The 15,672-nt window shown below is 59.2% G+C and carries 14 protein-coding genes; 4 read left to right on the forward strand and 10 right to left on the reverse strand.

Annotated features, from left to right (window positions below):
* Positions 1-51: 51 nt before the first annotated feature.
* Both AC1Q5O_RS06135 and AC1Q5O_RS06140 read right to left on the reverse strand, forming a co-directional pair.
* Positions 52-3,135 (reverse strand): efflux RND transporter permease subunit, encoded by a 3,084-nt coding sequence (locus AC1Q5O_RS06135; protein WP_492562139.1) that lies wholly within the window; start codon positions 3,133-3,135, stop codon positions 52-54.
* Positions 3,132-4,355, reverse strand: a complete 1,224-nt coding sequence (locus AC1Q5O_RS06140) for an efflux RND transporter periplasmic adaptor subunit (protein WP_464660492.1) — start codon at positions 4,353-4,355, stop codon at positions 3,132-3,134. Before AC1Q5O_RS06140 ends, AC1Q5O_RS06135 begins: the two co-directional genes overlap by 4 nt.
* A 173-nt stretch (positions 4,356-4,528) precedes the next feature.
* On the opposite strand from AC1Q5O_RS06140, the gene AC1Q5O_RS06145 reads away from it, so the two are divergent.
* Positions 4,529-5,107, forward strand: coding sequence for a TetR/AcrR family transcriptional regulator (locus tag AC1Q5O_RS06145; RefSeq protein WP_223613294.1), 579 nt, complete (start codon positions 4,529-4,531; stop codon positions 5,105-5,107).
* Here the strand turns inward: AC1Q5O_RS06145 and tgt are convergent, their stop codons facing one another.
* From tgt to coaD, 5 genes are read right to left on the reverse strand one after another with little or no spacing between them, the layout of a single operon-like run.
* Positions 5,108-6,241: a tRNA guanosine(34) transglycosylase Tgt gene (tgt, locus tag AC1Q5O_RS06150; protein WP_492562140.1), complete on the reverse strand. Its 1,134-nt coding sequence runs from the start codon at positions 6,239-6,241 to the stop codon at positions 5,108-5,110. It abuts the gene before it with no gap.
* Entirely contained in the window at positions 6,238-7,317 is a 1,080-nt protein-coding gene (gene queA / locus AC1Q5O_RS06155; protein WP_492562141.1) for a tRNA preQ1(34) S-adenosylmethionine ribosyltransferase-isomerase QueA, read from the reverse strand. Before queA ends, tgt begins: the two co-directional genes overlap by 4 nt.
* A 17-nt stretch (positions 7,318-7,334) precedes the next feature.
* Entirely contained in the window at positions 7,335-7,844 is a 510-nt protein-coding gene (locus tag AC1Q5O_RS06160) for a peptidylprolyl isomerase (protein WP_199537961.1), read from the reverse strand.
* Positions 7,845-7,866: 22 nt separating this feature from the next.
* Complete coding sequence (locus AC1Q5O_RS06165; RefSeq protein WP_105732720.1) at positions 7,867-8,451, reverse strand: peptidylprolyl isomerase; 585 nt, start codon at positions 8,449-8,451, stop codon at positions 7,867-7,869.
* Between the two features lie 38 nt (positions 8,452-8,489).
* The gene (coaD, locus tag AC1Q5O_RS06170) at positions 8,490-8,981 is read right to left on the reverse strand and encodes a pantetheine-phosphate adenylyltransferase (RefSeq protein WP_288191578.1); all 492 of its coding nucleotides are present in this window, start codon (positions 8,979-8,981) and stop codon (positions 8,490-8,492) included.
* A 197-nt stretch (positions 8,982-9,178) separates the two neighbouring features.
* Here coaD and AC1Q5O_RS06175 point away from each other — a divergent pair, with 197 nt between their 5' ends.
* Positions 9,179-9,334: a hypothetical protein gene (locus AC1Q5O_RS06175; protein ID WP_492562142.1), complete on the forward strand. Its 156-nt coding sequence runs from the start codon at positions 9,179-9,181 to the stop codon at positions 9,332-9,334.
* On the opposite strand, the gene gyrA is transcribed toward AC1Q5O_RS06175, so the two are convergent.
* Positions 9,331-12,051 (reverse strand): DNA gyrase subunit A, encoded by a 2,721-nt coding sequence (gene gyrA, locus AC1Q5O_RS06180; RefSeq protein ID WP_492563096.1) that lies wholly within the window; start codon positions 12,049-12,051, stop codon positions 9,331-9,333. The genes AC1Q5O_RS06175 and gyrA overlap by 4 nt on opposite strands.
* A 316-nt stretch (positions 12,052-12,367) precedes the next feature.
* Between gyrA and AC1Q5O_RS06185 the strand changes: the two genes are divergently transcribed.
* Positions 12,368-12,997 (forward strand): MarC family protein, encoded by a 630-nt coding sequence (locus AC1Q5O_RS06185; protein WP_105732717.1) that lies wholly within the window; start codon positions 12,368-12,370, stop codon positions 12,995-12,997.
* Position 12,998: 1 nt separating this feature from the next.
* Here AC1Q5O_RS06185 and AC1Q5O_RS06190 read toward each other — a convergent pair whose 3' ends face one another.
* A complete protein-coding gene (locus AC1Q5O_RS06190) occupies positions 12,999-14,294 on the reverse strand; it encodes an NAD(P)/FAD-dependent oxidoreductase (protein ID WP_492562143.1) in 1,296 nt (431 codons plus the stop codon).
* 51 nt (positions 14,295-14,345) lie between these two features.
* The gene (locus AC1Q5O_RS06195) at positions 14,346-15,239 is read right to left on the reverse strand and encodes an AraC family transcriptional regulator (RefSeq protein WP_492562144.1); all 894 of its coding nucleotides are present in this window, start codon (positions 15,237-15,239) and stop codon (positions 14,346-14,348) included.
* Positions 15,240-15,258: 19 nt separating this feature from the next.
* On the opposite strand from AC1Q5O_RS06195, the gene AC1Q5O_RS06200 reads away from it, so the two are divergent.
* A complete protein-coding gene (locus AC1Q5O_RS06200; protein WP_492562145.1) occupies positions 15,259-15,666 on the forward strand; it encodes a DUF2000 family protein in 408 nt (135 codons plus the stop codon).
* Positions 15,667-15,672 lie beyond the last annotated feature (6 nt).

The following is a 15,672-nucleotide window of genomic DNA, read 5'->3' on the forward strand; positions in this document are numbered from 1 at the left end:
CCTCCGAACCGGCAAGGTTCGGAGGCTTTTTGTTGTGCAGCGTTCAACCGGTCAGGTACGGCCGAATTGCGCATCCCCGTTCGGCACGGGCGCCGCGGCTGGCTCAGCCGTGTGATCCCTGTGCGAAATGAAGGTGTAGAACATCGGCACCACGAAGAGCGTGAAGATCGTGCCGACCAGAATGCCGGAGAAAATCACCAGGCCGATGGAATAACGGGCTGCCGCACCCGCACCGGTCGCCGTGATCAGCGGGATAACGCCGAGCGCCATGGCGGCCGTCGTCATCAGGATCGGGCGAAGACGGGTCTTGGCAGCCAGAATGATCGCATCATGCCGCGATATCCCATGCAGTTCCCGCTGCTGGTTGGCAAATTCCACCATGAGAATACCGTGCTTGGTAATCAGCCCGACCAGTGTGATCAGCCCCACCTGCGTGTAGATGTTCAGCGTTCCCAGCCCCATGTTCAGCGGAACAATCGCACCGAAGATCGACAAGGGCACCGACATCATGATGATGAACGGATCGCGGAAGCTTTCGAACTGCGCCGCAAGCACCAGGTAAATCACGACAACCGCCAGAATGAAGGCAATGAGGATCGTGTTGCCCTGGGTGATTTCCAGACGCGACTGGCCGATGTAATCGAGGAAGAACCCATCCGGCATCAAGGGACGTGCCGTATTGATGACCGTCTGCAGGCCTTCACCTGTGGAGACGCCCGGCATCGGCAAGGCACTGATCGTTGCGGAGTTCAACTGATTGAACTGCTCGATGGCTGCCGGTGCCGCATTCTGCACGATTTTGACCACGGCCGACAAAGGCACCATGTCACCCGAGGCGCTTTTGACAAAATACTGGCCGAGGCTTTCAGGATTCGATCTGAAATCCTGCGGCACCTGCGGAATGATGTCATAGCTGTTGGAATCGCGGTCGAACTTGGCGATCTTGCCGCCGCCGACCAGCAATCCAAGCGTCTGGCCGATGTCACTCACCGGCACGCCAAGAGCCGCCGCACGGTCACGATCGATCGTTACCGTCGTCTGGGGTGCATTGAAGGACAGGGAATTCTGCACGACAATGAACTTGCCGGACGCCTGAGCCTGCCGCTTTACCTCTTCGGCGATTTCAAACACCTTGTCCGACGGACCGGTCGATTGAAGAACCACGGAGATCGGCAAGCCGCCGCCGCTGCCCGGAAGGGTCGGCAGGGCAAAGATATAGGCCTGCGCACCCGCCACCGGAGCAATCATCTTCTGCAGTTCCTGCTGAAGCTGCTTCTGCGACTTGGTGCGCTGTGACCAATCCTTGAAGACCCAGATGGCGAAGGCGGAATTCGTCGTGCCAAGGCCGGCAATGTTGAAGCGGGCCTTGAGCTCCGGCAGATCCTTCGTCAGCGCATCGATCTGGTTGGCATAGAGCAGCGTATAGTCGGTCGTTGCATATTGTGGAGCATTGACCAGCGAGACCAGGAAGCCGCCATCTTCTTCCGGTGCCAGTTCGGATGCCGTTTTGGTAAACAGAAATCCTGTCAAAGCCACCAGAATGATAACGATCAGCAATGTCACCGGCCGGAAGGCCAACGACCCGGCAACGCGCCGTTCATAGACACCTTCAAGCCAGCCGAAGCTTCTGTCCACGATGCGCTGGAAACGGCTGTGATTACCGGGTTTCAGCAGCAGCGCGCACATCATCGGCGAAACCGTCAAAGCCGCGACACCGGAAATGATCACCGCACCGGCGAGCGTAAAGGCGAACTCGCGGAACAGCGCCCCGGTAAGACCGGCGGTAAAACCGAGCGGTGCGAACACGGCAGCGAGCGTGATCGTCATCGCGATGATCGGCCCGGTGATTTCCTTCATGCCCTTGAGCGAGGCATCGAGCGGCTTCAGCCCCTCTTCGATGTGGCGATGGATGTTTTCCAGAACAACGATCGCGTCGTCCACCACGAGACCGATGGCCAGAACCATCGCCAGCAGGGAGAGAAGGTTGATCGAATAGCCCAGCAGGAACAGGAAGAAGCACACGCCGACCAGCGAAATCGGAATCGTGACGACCGGAATGATGACGGAACGGAACGAACCAAGGAAGAGAAGGATCACCAGAACAACGATGAGCACGGCTTCACCGATGGTCTTGTACACTTCATCGACCGACGAACTGATCTGTTCCGTCGAATCGTAAAGCATGATCATGGTCATGCCATCGGGCAGAGTTGCCTGGATCGCCGGCAATTCCTTGCGCACGGCCGCCGTCATATCCAGCGGGTTCGCCGAAGGTGTCGGGAAAATACCGATAAACGTACCGCTCGAGCCGTTGAAGGTCACGCGCGTATCCGTGCTCACCGCGCCAAGCTCGATCCGCGCGATATCGCGCAACCGCACGATGCTCTTGGCGTCGGATTTGATCGGCAGGGCACCGAATGCCTCTGGCGTCTGCAATGTGGTCTTCAACGTGATCGGCGAAGCCGTGTACAGGTTCTGCACCTTGCCCGGCGCCGACAGGAAGTTGGACTGATTGATGGCAGCCAATACTTCCGAAGCCGTCGTCGTATGCGCCGCCATCTTGACCGGGTCGATCCAGACGCGCATCGAGAAAACCTGACCGCCCAGAATCTGCGCGTTGGCAACGCCCTGAATGGTCGACATGCGCGGCTGGATGACGCGCTGCAGATATTCGGTGATCTGCTCGCTCGTCATGTTCGGGTTCTGCACGGCGAGGTACATCGTCGCAAAATTCTGCCCCGTGCCCTTGGTGATGACCGGGTCGTCCGCCTCCTTGGGCAGATTGCCGCGCACCTGGTTGACCTTGGAAATGACCTCGGTCAAAGCCGCATCAGGATTGGAGCCAAGCTTCATGTGAACGGTGACGGTGCTCGACGACGGTGACGACGATGACGTCACGTAGTCGATGTTTTCCGTCGTGGTCACCGCATTGGCGATGGGCGCAGAGATGAATCCCTGAATAAGATCGGCACTTGCCCCAGCATAGGCCGTTGTAACGGTGATGGCCGTTTCCTCGACCTTCGGGTATTGGCGAATCGAAAGGTTCGTCAAACCCTGCGCGCCAAGCAGAATGATCATCAAAGCGACAACCGTCGATAGAACGGGGCGGCGAATGAAAACTTCTGAAAAATTCATTTCTTGGGCAGTCCTGAATCGGTTGTATTTGCTGGGTTCACGTCATTGGCGATTGTGACCACCGAACCGGCATTAAGGCGGTTCTGACCGGCTGTCACAACGATATCGCCCTGTTTCAGACCCTTGGTGATTTCAACCAGAAGGCCGGAACGGCGGCCGGGCTTGACGAAAACCTGTGCAACGACAAGCTTGGGCTCTTTCTTCTCTGCAGTCGCACCGGCGGCAGCAGGCTTCGCCGCATCGGCAGGCTTGGCCGCATCCGCTGCGGGCTTTGCCGCATCTGCCGGCTTGGCTGCATCGGGTGCCGGGCGAACGACATAGATGTAGTCGCCGTAAAGGCTGGAGACGAGCGCCGTCTGCGGCAAGGTGAATACGCCTTCTTCCTTGGGAAGCTCGACACGAACCTGCGCGAACTGGCCGGGCCGCAACTTGCCTTCGGGATTATCGACTTTCGCCCGCACCGACACCAGACGCGTCGACGGATCAATGCGCGGTTCGATCGCCGTGATCTGGCCTTCATAGGGCTGATCGGCATCCGAAAGGCTCAGCTTGATCAACTGGCCCATCTTGATCAGATTGAGATTCTGTTCGTTGACGGTGAAATCCACACGCATGGTGGACAGGTCCTGCAGCGAAACGACGACCGTGCCCGGCGACAGATACTGGCCGAGCTCGATGCGCGGAATACCGACTGTGCCCTTGAACGGTGCCTTGAGCAGCTTCTGCTCCATGACAGCTTCCAGCTTGGCGATTTCAGCCTTCTTGGCCAGCGATGCGGCCTGGGCCGTATCCACATTGGATTCCGCGCCGACACCGCGTGTATTCAGGGTGCGGGCACGCGCCAATGTCTGGTCGTTCAGCACATCCTGCGCCTTGGCGGCGACGATATCGGCCTTTTCGATGGCGTCATCCAGCTGCAGCAGCGGTGCGCCCTTCTCGACGATATCGTTGGCTGTAAACGGGATGTCCTTGACAATACCCGCAACTTCCACGGCCAGCTCGACGCCCTGAATGGCGCTGACCGTGCCGATGGCTTCGATATTCGGCGTCCAGACGGCAGGCTCGACCGTGTAGGTCGAGACGGATTGCGCCGGCTGCTGCATGGTCGCGAAGAACTGCTTGATCATTCCGTCGCGGAAAAAGTTGAACCAGACCAGCCCTCCGGCAAGCACCACGACCAAAATGAGAATGATCACGGGTAGAATGTAGCGCTTAATCATCAGGAACCGCTCCGCAACAAAACAATGGCCAGCAAAGTTTGTTGCTAGCCTGTCAAATGAGAATAACGTGATGTGGACTTGATTGCCACGCGCACTTTACTGTACCGTCCGGACGGTAAAGTCAATAGAAGCGGAATCCCTTATGGACGCAAAGTTGTAGAAAAAGGAACGGAATGCGGGCGGCCACACTCACCACCAAAGATAAGATTCTGCAGGCTGCTGCGGAAATTGCCATGGAGGTTGGTCCGGTCCATCTCTCCCTTGATGCCGTCGCACGGCGCGCCGGGCTGTCGAAGGGCGGCCTGCTCTACACCTTCCCGACCAAAGCCAAGCTTCTGGAAGCGCTGGTCGAACACCACGTCGCTGAATTCGACGAATCCCTGCGCATGCAGGAAGCACGCCGCAACCACAAGGTGAACAGTGTCGTTCAGGCCTGTATCGAGGTCTATCGCGCTGAATTTGTGCTCAACGAGCCGGAGCCGTCAGGCATTCTGGCAGCCATTGCCAATGATCCAAGCTTCATTGATCCGATCCGCCGCTACAACAAGCAATTGCTGGACCGCATGAAGGAGAACTCGGAGGACCCGACCATGGCCCTCATCGCGTTCCTGACCATCGAGGGTTTGCGCAGTTTGAAACTGCTGGATATGGACACCCTCACCCACGAAGACCAGATCGCGGCCATTGACGGCCTGCGTCAGCTGTTCGCGCCGTGCGACCCCGACAAGCCGTCCCAGCCGGCTACCGGCTGATCAGGCATAGGGCTTGATGTCGCCCTCGGCCCAGGCAGCCTGGGTTTCCGCGCTGAAAGCATCAAAGCGCTTTGCTTCGATGGCATCGCGGATACCCTGCATATGCCGCTGGTAATAGGCCAGATTGTTCCATGTCAGCAGCATGCCGCCCAGCGCTTCACCCGATTTGACCAGATGATGCAGATAGGCGCGGCTGTAATCGCGTGCGGCCGGGCATGAGGATTCCTCATCCAGCGGGCGCGGATCATCCGCATGGCGCGCATTGCGCAGATTGACCTTGCCGCGGCGGGTAAAGGCCAGGCCATGCCGGCCCGCCCGTGTCGGCATCACGCAATCGAACATGTCGATGCCGCGCGCCACGGATTTCAGGATGTCGTCGGGCGTGCCCACCCCCATCAGATAGCGCGGCTTTTCCTCCGGAAGCTCGGGACAGGTCACATCCAGCATGTCGAGCATGACCTCCTGCGGTTCGCCGACAGCAAGGCCGCCAACGGCATATCCCTTCAGATCCATCGCCTTCAGCGCCTGCGCCGAGCGGATGCGCAGATCCGGCACATCGCCGCCCTGCACGATACCGAACATGGCTTTCCCCGGCTGGTTGCCGAACGCCGTCTTGCAGCGTTCGGCCCAGCGCAGCGACAGTTCCATGGCGCGCTGGATGTCTTTCGGTGTTGAAGGCAGGGCAACGCATTCATCCAGCTGCATCTGGATATCGGAGTCGAGCAGCCCCTGGATTTCAATCGAGCGTTCCGGGCTCATCTCATGGGCACGCCCGTCGATATGCGAGCGGAAAGTCACGCCCTTTTCGTCGAGCTTGCGCAGTTGCGCCAGGGACATGACCTGGAAACCGCCGGAATCCGTCAGGATCGGTCCGGGCCAGCGGGCAAAATCGTGCAGTCCGCCGAGTTTTGCAATCCGTTCGGCGCTCGGGCGCAGCATCAGGTGATAGGTATTGCCGAGAATGATATCGGCGCCGAGCTCGGCAACCTGGTCCATATACATGGCCTTGACCGTGCCCGCCGTGCCGACCGGCATGAAGGCCGGCGTGCGGACAGTGCCGCGCGGCATGGTGATTTCACCGCGCCGGGCCTTGCCATCGGTTGCGATCAGTTTGAATTCAAAATTTTCTGTCATGATGCGGATCGCCATAACAGGCTTGCATCGCCATAGGAATAGAAGCGGTAGTGATTTTTGATCGCATGGGCATAGGCCGCATGCATGCGCTCGAAGCCGCTGAAGGCTGACACCAGCATGAACAGTGTCGATTTCGGCAGGTGGAAATTGGTCATCAGCAGGTCAACCGCCCGGAACCTGTAACCCGGCGTGATGAAAATATCCGTCGGGCCCGACCATGCCCGGATAACGCCATCTTCGCCAGTCGCGCTTTCCAGCAGACGCAGCGAGGTCGTGCCGACGCTGACAATGCGGCCGCCCCGCGCCTTCACGGCATTGAGTGCATCCGCCGTCTTCTGGTCCACATGGCCGATTTCCGCATGCATCTTGTGGTCTGCAGTATCGTCCGCCTTGACCGGCAGGAATGTGCCCGCGCCCACATGCAGCGTAACGAAGTGCTCTTCGATGCCGCGCTTTTTCAGATCGTCCAGCAAATCAGGGGTAAAATGCAGTCCCGCAGTCGGTGCTGCAACGGCACCTTCCTCGCGGGCATAGACGGTTTGGTAATCCTCCTTGTCGCGGCCATCTTCCGCCCGTTTGGAGGCGATATAGGGCGGCAGCGGGATATGCCCGACCGCCGCAATGGCCTGATCAAGATCGGCGCCGCTGAAATCAAACACCAGCAGGACTTCACCCGCGTCGCCCTTTTCGGCGACTGTGGCCTGCAGCGACCCCAGCAGACAGGCATTGTTGCCGTGACCGAAATCGATCCGCTCGCCCTGCCTGATGCGTTTTGCCGGGCGCAGGAAGGCTTTCCAGCGATCCGGTCCCGTCCGCATATGCAGCGTCGCACTGATCTGAGCCTTTACACCCTCGCGCTCGCGAAACCCTTCAAGCTGTGCGGGTATCACCTTGGTATCATTGAAAACAAGAGCGTCACCCGGGCGCAGAAAATCGCCGAGATTGCGAACGGCACTGTCGTCAAATCCGGAACTGTCCGCTTTCACAAGCAAAAGCCGCGCTGAATCGCGCGGCTCTGCAGGTCTCAATGCGATGTTTTCTTCCGGCAGATCAAAATCGAAAAGATCAACACGCATGGTCTGTCAATGCGATCTTATTCGGCGTCTGCGGCAACGCGCATGGAAACGATCGAATCCGGATCCTGCACGGGCTCGCCGCGCTTGATCTTGTCGACATTGTCCATGCCTTCGATGACCTGGCCCCAAACCGTGTACTGGCGATTGAGGAAGCCCGCATCGTCGAAGCAGATGAAGAACTGGGAATTGGCCGAATTCGGGTTCTGCGAACGGGCCATCGAGCAAGCGCCGCGGCCGTGATTGGCGTTGGAGAACTCTGCCTTCAGGTCCGGCTTTTCCGAACCGCCCATGCCCGCACGCGACGGATTGAAGGACGAACCGCCCTTCTTGCCGAACTTCACGTCGCCGGTCTGCGCCATGAAACCATCGATGACGCGGTGGAAGACGACGCCGTCATAGGCGCCTTCGCGTGCCAGTTCCTTGATGCGCTCGACATGGCCGGGTGCGAGATCGGGGTAAAGTTCGATGACGACATTGCCCTTGGTGGTTTCGAGCAGGATCGTGTTTTCTGGATCTTTGTAAGCCATTTCCGGCATCTCCTTTGTTAGATTATTTTGCCGGACCGACAGTGACCTTGATCATCTTGTCCGGATTTTCAACGGCGCCATTCTGCGCTTCATTGCCTTTTTTGATCTTGTCGACCGCTTCCATGCCGCTCGTCACCTTGCCGACGACCGTATACTGGCCGTTCAGGAATGCGCCCTTGTCGAACATGATGAAAAACTGCGAATTGGCCGAATTCGGGTTGGAGGAACGCGCCATGCCGACGGTGCCGCGCACGAAGGGTTCCTTCGAGAACTCGGCAGGCAGGTCCGGACGCTTCGACCCGCCGGTTCCTGCGGCAGCCTGATTGTAGCCCTTTTCGGTATTGCCATACTGCACGTCACCGGTCTGGGCCATGAAGCCGGGAATGACGCGGTGGAACACGACACTGTTGTAGGCACCTTCCTTGGCCAGCGCCTTGATCTGCTCGACATGTTTCGGCGCAAGGTCGGGACGCAGCTCGATCTTGACGTCGCCGTCCTTCAGCTTGATCGTCATGGTGTTCTGGTCATCGGCCCAGCTTGGGGTCAATGCAGCAAAAGACAGGGAAGAAACGGCTGCTACAAGAAGCGCAGTGCGAAATACGGACATACAGAAAGTCTCCAACGGATGGGGATGAGAAGAAAGCCCTATTTGAATTTGGCCCTGAGCGCCTCGGCGACAAGAGCGGGAGCAAAATGCCGGACGTCGCCGCCCATGGCCGCAATCTGGCGGACCAATGTGGCAGTAATCGTGCGGACCGAAGGATCAGCCGGCAGGAACACGGTCTGCAGCTCCGGCGCCATCGTGCCGTTCATGCCGGCCATCTGCATCTCGTAATCGAGATCCGTGCCGTCCCGCAGGCCACGCACCATCAGCGAAGCGCCGTGTTTGCGGGCGGCATCAATCAGCAGACCATCGAAGGACACCACCTCGAGCCGCTGGCTGTCCTTGCCGAAAACATCCGCAGCAACCCGTTTGATCAGGTCCACGCGCTCGTCGAAGGAAAACAGCGGCGCCTTGCCCGGATGAATGCCGATGGCCACGAATACCTTGTCAGCAAGGCGCAACGAGCCCTGCAGGACATCCATGTGTCCATTGGTGATCGGGTCGAAGGATCCGGCGTAGATTGCGATTGTCATACCGTCTCCTAGCCGTTTTATCGGGCGCTTTCAATGGCCGGAAACAGTCCTCCCTTCATGATAAATGAACGGAAGATGAACGGGCACATCAGCAAGCATTCAGTTCCCGCCAACTATAAAGAACGCAGAAAATGAAACCTTTCGGCCCCTATTGCGTTGTTAATCACAGGAAAGCTGAAGATTGAAGGGATAAATGAATGTTTGTACTTCTGAGTGTAGGCATGATGATTGCGATGATGGTTTCCGCCGTCGTCATGATTCTGGAAGAAAACAAAAAGCGGGAAGCCAAAGTTAAGACATCCCGCTTCGGTGTTTATCCCATGAACGGCCAGAACGACCATCCGCGGTTCTAACTTTCGTCAGAACCGCTTTCCCCTGCCGTCTCGGCGCCGCCTTCGGCGGGAATGACTGCCTCAAGCTCTTCGTCATCGCTATCGGTTTCTGAAATCCGCTCGACCGACACAACCTTCTCGCCATCGGCTGTATTGAAGATCGTCACGCCCTTTGTGGAGCGTCCGGCGATGCGAATGCCGTTAACCGGAACGCGGATCAGCTGACCGCGGTCAGAGACGAGCAGGATCTGATCCGAGGCCTCGACCGGGAACAGCGACACAAGCTTGCCGATTTCATCGGTCTTCGATGTATCCGTTGCGCGAATACCCTTGCCGCCACGTCCCGAGACACGGAATTCGTAGGATGACGACCGCTTGCCATAACCGAACTCACTGACGGTCAGAACCGTCTGCTCGCGGTCGCGCAATTCGGCATAACGCTCGGCATTGAGATCAGCCACTTCCGTGGCTTCTTCGCCCACCAGTGCCACTTCCTCAACGTCATCCGCACCCTGTGCACGCCGGTCAGCCGCTGCCTGCTTGAGATAAGCGGAGCGTTCAGCCGGGCTTGCATCCACGTGGGCGAGAATTGCCATCGAGATAAGCGTATCCCCCTTGGCCAGTGTGATACCACGGACACCGATGGAGTTACGGCCGGCAAAGACGCGTACGTCAGTGACGGGGAAACGGATGCACTGGCCGCCGGCAGCGGTCAAAAGCACATCGTCAAACTCGTCACAGGTATCGACGCCGAGGATTTCATCGCCCTCTTCTTCCAGCTTCATCGCAATCTTGCCGTTGCGATTGACCTGAACGAAGTCAGAGAGCTTGTTGCGGCGCACGGTGCCGCGCGTCGTGGCAAACATGACGTCGAGATTGGTCCAGCTTGCCTCGTCTTCGGGCAGCGGCATGATTGTCGTGATGCGCTCGCCCTGTTCCAGCGGCAGCATGTTGATCAGTGCCTTGCCGCGGGACTGCGGCGTGCCGATCGGCAGGCGCCAGACCTTTTCCTTATAGACAATGCCGCGCGACGAGAAGAACAGCATCGGCGTGTGGGTATTGGCCACGAACAGCCGTGTGACGAAATCCTCGTCCTTCATGGTCACGCCGGAGCGGCCCTTGCCGCCACGGCGCTGCGCGCGATAGGTGGTCAATGGCACGCGCTTGATGTAACCCGCATGGCTGACGGTCACGACCATGTCTTCCCGGGCGATCAGGTCCTCGTCATCCATATCCGCGCCGCCATCGGTCAGTTCCGTGCGGCGGGGCGTGCCGAACTCGTCGCGGATGGCGGCAAGTTCGTCCTTGACGATGGTCATGATGCGCAGGCGCGATGCGAGGATTTCGAGATAATCCTTGATTTCAACGCCGATCCTGTTGAGCTCATCGGCGATTTCATCGCGTCCGAGGGCGGTCAGGCGCTGCAGGCGCAGATCGAGAATGGCGCGTGCCTGCTCTTCCGACAGATTGTAGGTGTTGTCGTCATTGAGCGTGTGGCGCGGATCGGCGATCAGCGTGATCAGCGGTGCCACGTCGTTGGCCGGCCAGCGGCGTTCCATCAACTGATCGCGCGCCGTTGCCGGATCCGGCGCCTGGCGGATCAGCGCGATGATCTCATCGATATTGGCAACGGCAATCGCCAGACCGACCAACACATGCGCGCGGTCACGCGCCTTGCGCAGCAGGAATTTCGTGCGGCGGCTGACAACTTCCTCGCGGAAGGCGACAAAGGCGCGCAGAATGTCCATCAGGTTCAGCAGGCCCGGCTTGCCGCCGTTGAGCGCCACCATATTGGCGCCGAACGAGGATTGCAGCGGGGTAAAGCGATAGAGCTGGTTGACGATGACATCGGCAACGGCATCGCGCTTCAGCTCGACGACCACGCGGTAACCGTCACGGTCGGATTCGTCGCGGATGTCCGAAATGCCCTCGATGCGCTTTTCACGCACGAGATCGGCCATCTTCTCGATCATCGTCGCCTTGTTCACCTGATAGGGCACTTCGGTGATGATGATGGCTTCGCGGTCGCCGCGCATGGCTTCGATGGCGACCTTGCCGCGCATCAGAATCGAGCCGCGACCGGTGCTGTAGGCGGAATGAATGCCGGAACGGCCGAGAACAATGCCGCCCGTCGGGAAATCCGGACCCGGAATGATTTCCATCAGTTCCGCCAGGTCGATGGCCGGATTGTCGATCAGGGCAATACAGCCATTGATGACCTCAGCCAGATTGTGCGGCGGAACATTGGTCGCCATACCCACGGCGATACCGCCGGAGCCATTGACCAGAAGGTTGGGGAAACGGGCGGGAAGAACCACCGGCTCCTGCTCACGGCCGTCATAATTGTCCTGGAAATCGACCGTTTCCTTGTCGATATCCTCAAGCAGGGATTCCGTCACTTTTTCGAGACGGCACTCGGTGTAACGCATCGCCGCCGGGGAATCGCCATCGATGGAGCCGAAATTGCCCTGCCCGTCGACCAGCGGATCGCGCAGCGACCAGTCCTGCGCCATGCGCACCAAAGCATCGTAGATCGAGGCGTCGCCGTGGGGATGGTATTTACCCATGACCTCACCGACCACACCGGCGGATTTACGGTAGGATCTGTTCCAGGATAGGCCCATTTCGTTCATCGCATGCAGGATACGCCGGTGCACCGGCTTCAGACCATCACGCACGTCAGGCAGTGCGCGGCTGACAATCACGCTCATGGCATAGGAGAGATAGGAGCTTTGCATCTCCTCGATAATGGAAATTGGCTCAATGCCGAAATTTCCGCCTGGTTTATCGTCTTCTGGGCCGGATGGTGGGGTTAGTTCAGACACGAGGCACTCATCTTTCGTATAGAATCAATCTTCATCTTATAGCGGCTTTTCAACGTAAAAGCCAACCGGTGGCACCACAGTACACAGATGAAAACCCTTTGTTTTCAATAGGATACAACAGTTCATTTCAATCGGTGAAAAACTTGGTTGCAAAATCCCAACTTTATCGACGCTTAACCCCGAATCCGCTACTCTGGCTCAGCTTCAATCAGAGAAGAAAAGCAAAATCGTGGCGCTTTATGACACCCTGCTCAATGCGCTCGTTACCCTCATGGTGACGATCGATCCACCGGGACTGGCGCCGCTGTTTCTGGCGCTGACCAGGGGCATGAATCGCAAGGAGCGCGGCCAGGTTGCCCTGCGCGCCAGCATCACCGCCTTTGTCGTGCTGACGATCTTCGCCATAGCGGGCGCACAGATCCTGGCGCTGTTCGGCATCACCATCGGCGCCTTCCGCATTGCCGGCGGCCTGCTCCTGTTCTGGATCGCCTTCGAGATGATTTTCGAAAAACGCCAGGAGCGGCACGAGAAGAGCGCCACCGTTGCCATCACCAAGGATCATATCCGTAACATCGCCGCCTTTCCGCTCGCCATTCCGCTGATCGCCGGCCCCGGCGCTATCTCCGCGACCATCCTGCTGGCCGGCACCTTGTCCGAGCCGACATCGCGGCTGGCGCTGATCGGCATCATCCTGATCTGCATCGCCGCATCCTATGTCGTGTTTTTCCTCGCTGAGCGCGTCGACCGCTTTCTGGGTGAAACAGGCCGCTCGATCCTGACACGCCTTCTGGGGGTCATCCTGGCGGCATTGGCAGTGCAATTCGTGGCGGACGGCATCAAGACCTTCATCACGACATGAATCATTTCAGGTGATCTTCCTCCGCGGCATCCTTCTGCGTGATCAGGCGGGCGCTGCGCGTGCCGCTGACGGAAATCCACAGCCAGCTCATGGCCACGGCGAGACGGTTGCGCACGCCGATGAGGAAGTAGATATGGGCAAGTCCCCATAGCCACCAGGCGACATAGCCCTTGAGCTTGATCCAGCCGAAATCCGTCACCGCCGCGCGCTTGCCGATCGTTGCAAGATCGCCCGCATGGCGATAGCGGAAAGGCTTTGGCGCGGCATCGCCGGCCAATCGCGCCCTGATGGTTTTTGCCACATGGATTCCCTGCTGCTTGGCAGCTGGCGCAATGCCGGGAACCATGCCCTTGCCGCCATTTTTGACCGTTGCCGTATCGCCGATGACAAAGATATCCGGATGCCCCGGAGCGGTCAGATCGTCGTTGACGGCAACACGCCCTGCCCGGTCCGCTGGTACGTCGAGCCATTTTGCCGCCGGAGAGGCTTGGACACCCGCGGCCCAGATGATCGTCGCCGCGCCGACAAATTGCCCGGCATATTCCACGCCATCCGCGGTGCAGCTTGTCACCGGATTGCCCAGATGCACCTGCACGCCGAGCTTTTCGAGCGCCCGCTGCGCATAGGCGGAAAGGTCAGGCGCGAAGGCGCCAAGCACGCGCTCCCCGCCTTCGATCAGGATCACCCGCGCCGTGGCGGGATCAATCACCCGGAATTCACCTTTCAGCGTATCCCTTGCCAGATCGGCAATCGTTCCGGCGATTTCCACACCCGTCGGCCCGGCGCCGATGATGACGAAGGTCAGCAATGCCGCCCGGCGCGCCGGATCGGGCTCGCGTTCGGCCTTTTCAAAGGCGGTCAGAATACGCCTGCGGATCGTCGTGGCATCTTCAAGCGTCTTCAATCCCGGCGCAAAGGGCTCCCAGTCGTCATGGCCGAAATAGGCATGGCGGGCTCCTGTCGCCAGCACCAGCGTGTCATAGGGGATGACCTCGCCATCGGCGGTCGAAATGGTGCATGCAGCCGTATCCACGCTTTCAACAGTTCCAAGCAATGTCTTGATATTGCTGTATTTGCGCAGGAGATGCCGGATAGGCCAGGCAATTTCCGAGGTCGCCAGCGTCGATGTGGCGACCTGATAGAGCAGCGGCTGGAAAAGATGGTGATTGCGCTGGTCGACCACGGTGACGGCGACATCCGCATTGCGCAGGGAATTGGCGGCTTCCAGCCCGCCGAATCCGGCTCCGACGATGACCACCCGGTGCGGGGTGTTGAGGGGCGTTGCGGTGTCTGTCATGACAGGCTCCTTGTGCACTGCACAACACGTATCAGACCTCGGGTGGAAAGGTCAAACATCACGGCTTGCGGTGGTCAACGCGGCCCACCGGCCTGGCGTGATGCCATAAGCTTTCTTGAACTGCCGGTTGAGATGGCTTTGGTCGGTGAATCCGGTTTCCACCGCGATTTCCGCCAGTGGTACGCCCAGTTTCATCAGATCCTTCGCGCGCTGCAGGCGGCGCATCAGCAGGAAGCGATGCGGGCTCGTGGCATAGAGGGCGCGGAAGTGCCGCGACAGCGCATAACGGTCAAGGCCGCTGACGGCCTCCAGCTCCCGCGAGCGCACCAGCCGCAGGGCATTGTCCGCAAGATAGTCGCGGGCCATGCCCGCCTGCCGCACTGCAGGTCTGCCCATCGGTTTCAACGGCTGCTTCGCGTGGCGCGCCAATCCCAGCGTCAGCCGCGATACGATGTCATCTACCAGCAGTTCATCCATTTCCGCATCGGGATTGCCGAACGCGGCGGATATGGCCGAGACAAGCGGCGCATCGGAAAAGACCGGCTCCCGCACGAAAGGCAGCGCACCATGATTGCCGCCAAGCGCCGCGATGGCCAGCGCCGGCTCGAGATAGATCATCCGGTAACGCAGGCCGTCCTCGGTGCCTGCCCCGCCATCATGCACCTCGTCGGGATGCAGGACCATGATGTTGCCGGGAAGGCTTTGCCGCTTTTCCCCGCGATAGCGGAATGTCTGAACGCCGTGCAGCGTTACGCCGATGGCATAGGTATCGTGCCGGTGCGGTTCGAAGGCATCGCCGGTGAAGCGCGCTTCCATGCGCTCGACACCCGGATTGGATGGCGCCGACAGGATGGCATCGTGCGCCGGACGCTCGCACAAACGTCCAAGACCGCGCAGCACTTCCTCTTTTAGATTTTCACCCGGCATCCGGCAGACTCGATCCATGAATGGAGACCTAGATTTGGTGTTTGATACGAAAATTACAATTGTCGTGCGTGACGATCTTGCGACATGGCAGAAACTCAACGTTTCGTCGTTCCTGGCAAGCGGCGTTGTCGCCCAGTCCCCCGGATTGATCGGCGCCCCCTATATGGATCGGGCCGGCCATCATTATCATCCCTTGCCCATCCAGCCGATGATCGTGCTCACGGCGGATCAGGCAACCCTGTCGGCCATCCACCGCCGCTCGCTCGAACGCGAGGTCAAATCCTGCCTGTATATCGAGGAGATGTTTTCAACCGGATATGATCAGGCCAATCGCGCCGTGTTTGCCCGGTTTGCACCGGATGATGCGAGGGTTGTCGGCATTGCGCTGCACGCGGAGAAGAAGATCGTCGACAAGATCACCAAGGGCGCCAGGATGCACCCCTAGCACCGG

It is taken from the genome of Phyllobacterium sp. MT110, from assembly GCF_058792715.1.

What these genes read in the sequence shown, in the direction of transcription:
- AC1Q5O_RS06135 (WP_492562139.1), bottom strand. Translation starts at nt 3,135, where the DNA reads ATGAATTTTTCAGAAGTTTTCATTCGCCGCCCCGTTCTATCGACGGTT.
- AC1Q5O_RS06140 (WP_464660492.1), bottom strand. Translation starts at nt 4,355, where the DNA reads ATGATTAAGCGCTACATTCTACCCGTGATCATTCTCATTTTGGTCGTG.
- AC1Q5O_RS06145 (WP_223613294.1), top strand. Translation starts at nt 4,529, where the DNA reads ATGCGGGCGGCCACACTCACCACCAAAGATAAGATTCTGCAGGCTGCT.
- tgt (WP_492562140.1), bottom strand. Translation starts at nt 6,241, where the DNA reads ATGACAGAAAATTTTGAATTCAAACTGATCGCAACCGATGGCAAGGCC.
- queA (WP_492562141.1), bottom strand. Translation starts at nt 7,317, where the DNA reads ATGCGTGTTGATCTTTTCGATTTTGATCTGCCGGAAGAAAACATCGCA.
- AC1Q5O_RS06160 (WP_199537961.1), bottom strand. Translation starts at nt 7,844, where the DNA reads ATGGCTTACAAAGATCCAGAAAACACGATCCTGCTCGAAACCACCAAG.
- AC1Q5O_RS06165 (WP_105732720.1), bottom strand. Translation starts at nt 8,451, where the DNA reads ATGTCCGTATTTCGCACTGCGCTTCTTGTAGCAGCCGTTTCTTCCCTG.
- coaD (WP_288191578.1), bottom strand. Translation starts at nt 8,981, where the DNA reads ATGACAATCGCAATCTACGCCGGATCCTTCGACCCGATCACCAATGGA.
- AC1Q5O_RS06175 (WP_492562142.1), top strand. Translation starts at nt 9,179, where the DNA reads ATGTTTGTACTTCTGAGTGTAGGCATGATGATTGCGATGATGGTTTCC.
- gyrA (WP_492563096.1), bottom strand. Translation starts at nt 12,051, where the DNA reads ATGCAAAGCTCCTATCTCTCCTATGCCATGAGCGTGATTGTCAGCCGC.
- AC1Q5O_RS06190 (WP_492562143.1), bottom strand. Translation starts at nt 14,294, where the DNA reads ATGACAGACACCGCAACGCCCCTCAACACCCCGCACCGGGTGGTCATC.
- AC1Q5O_RS06195 (WP_492562144.1), bottom strand. Translation starts at nt 15,239, where the DNA reads ATGGATCGAGTCTGCCGGATGCCGGGTGAAAATCTAAAAGAGGAAGTG.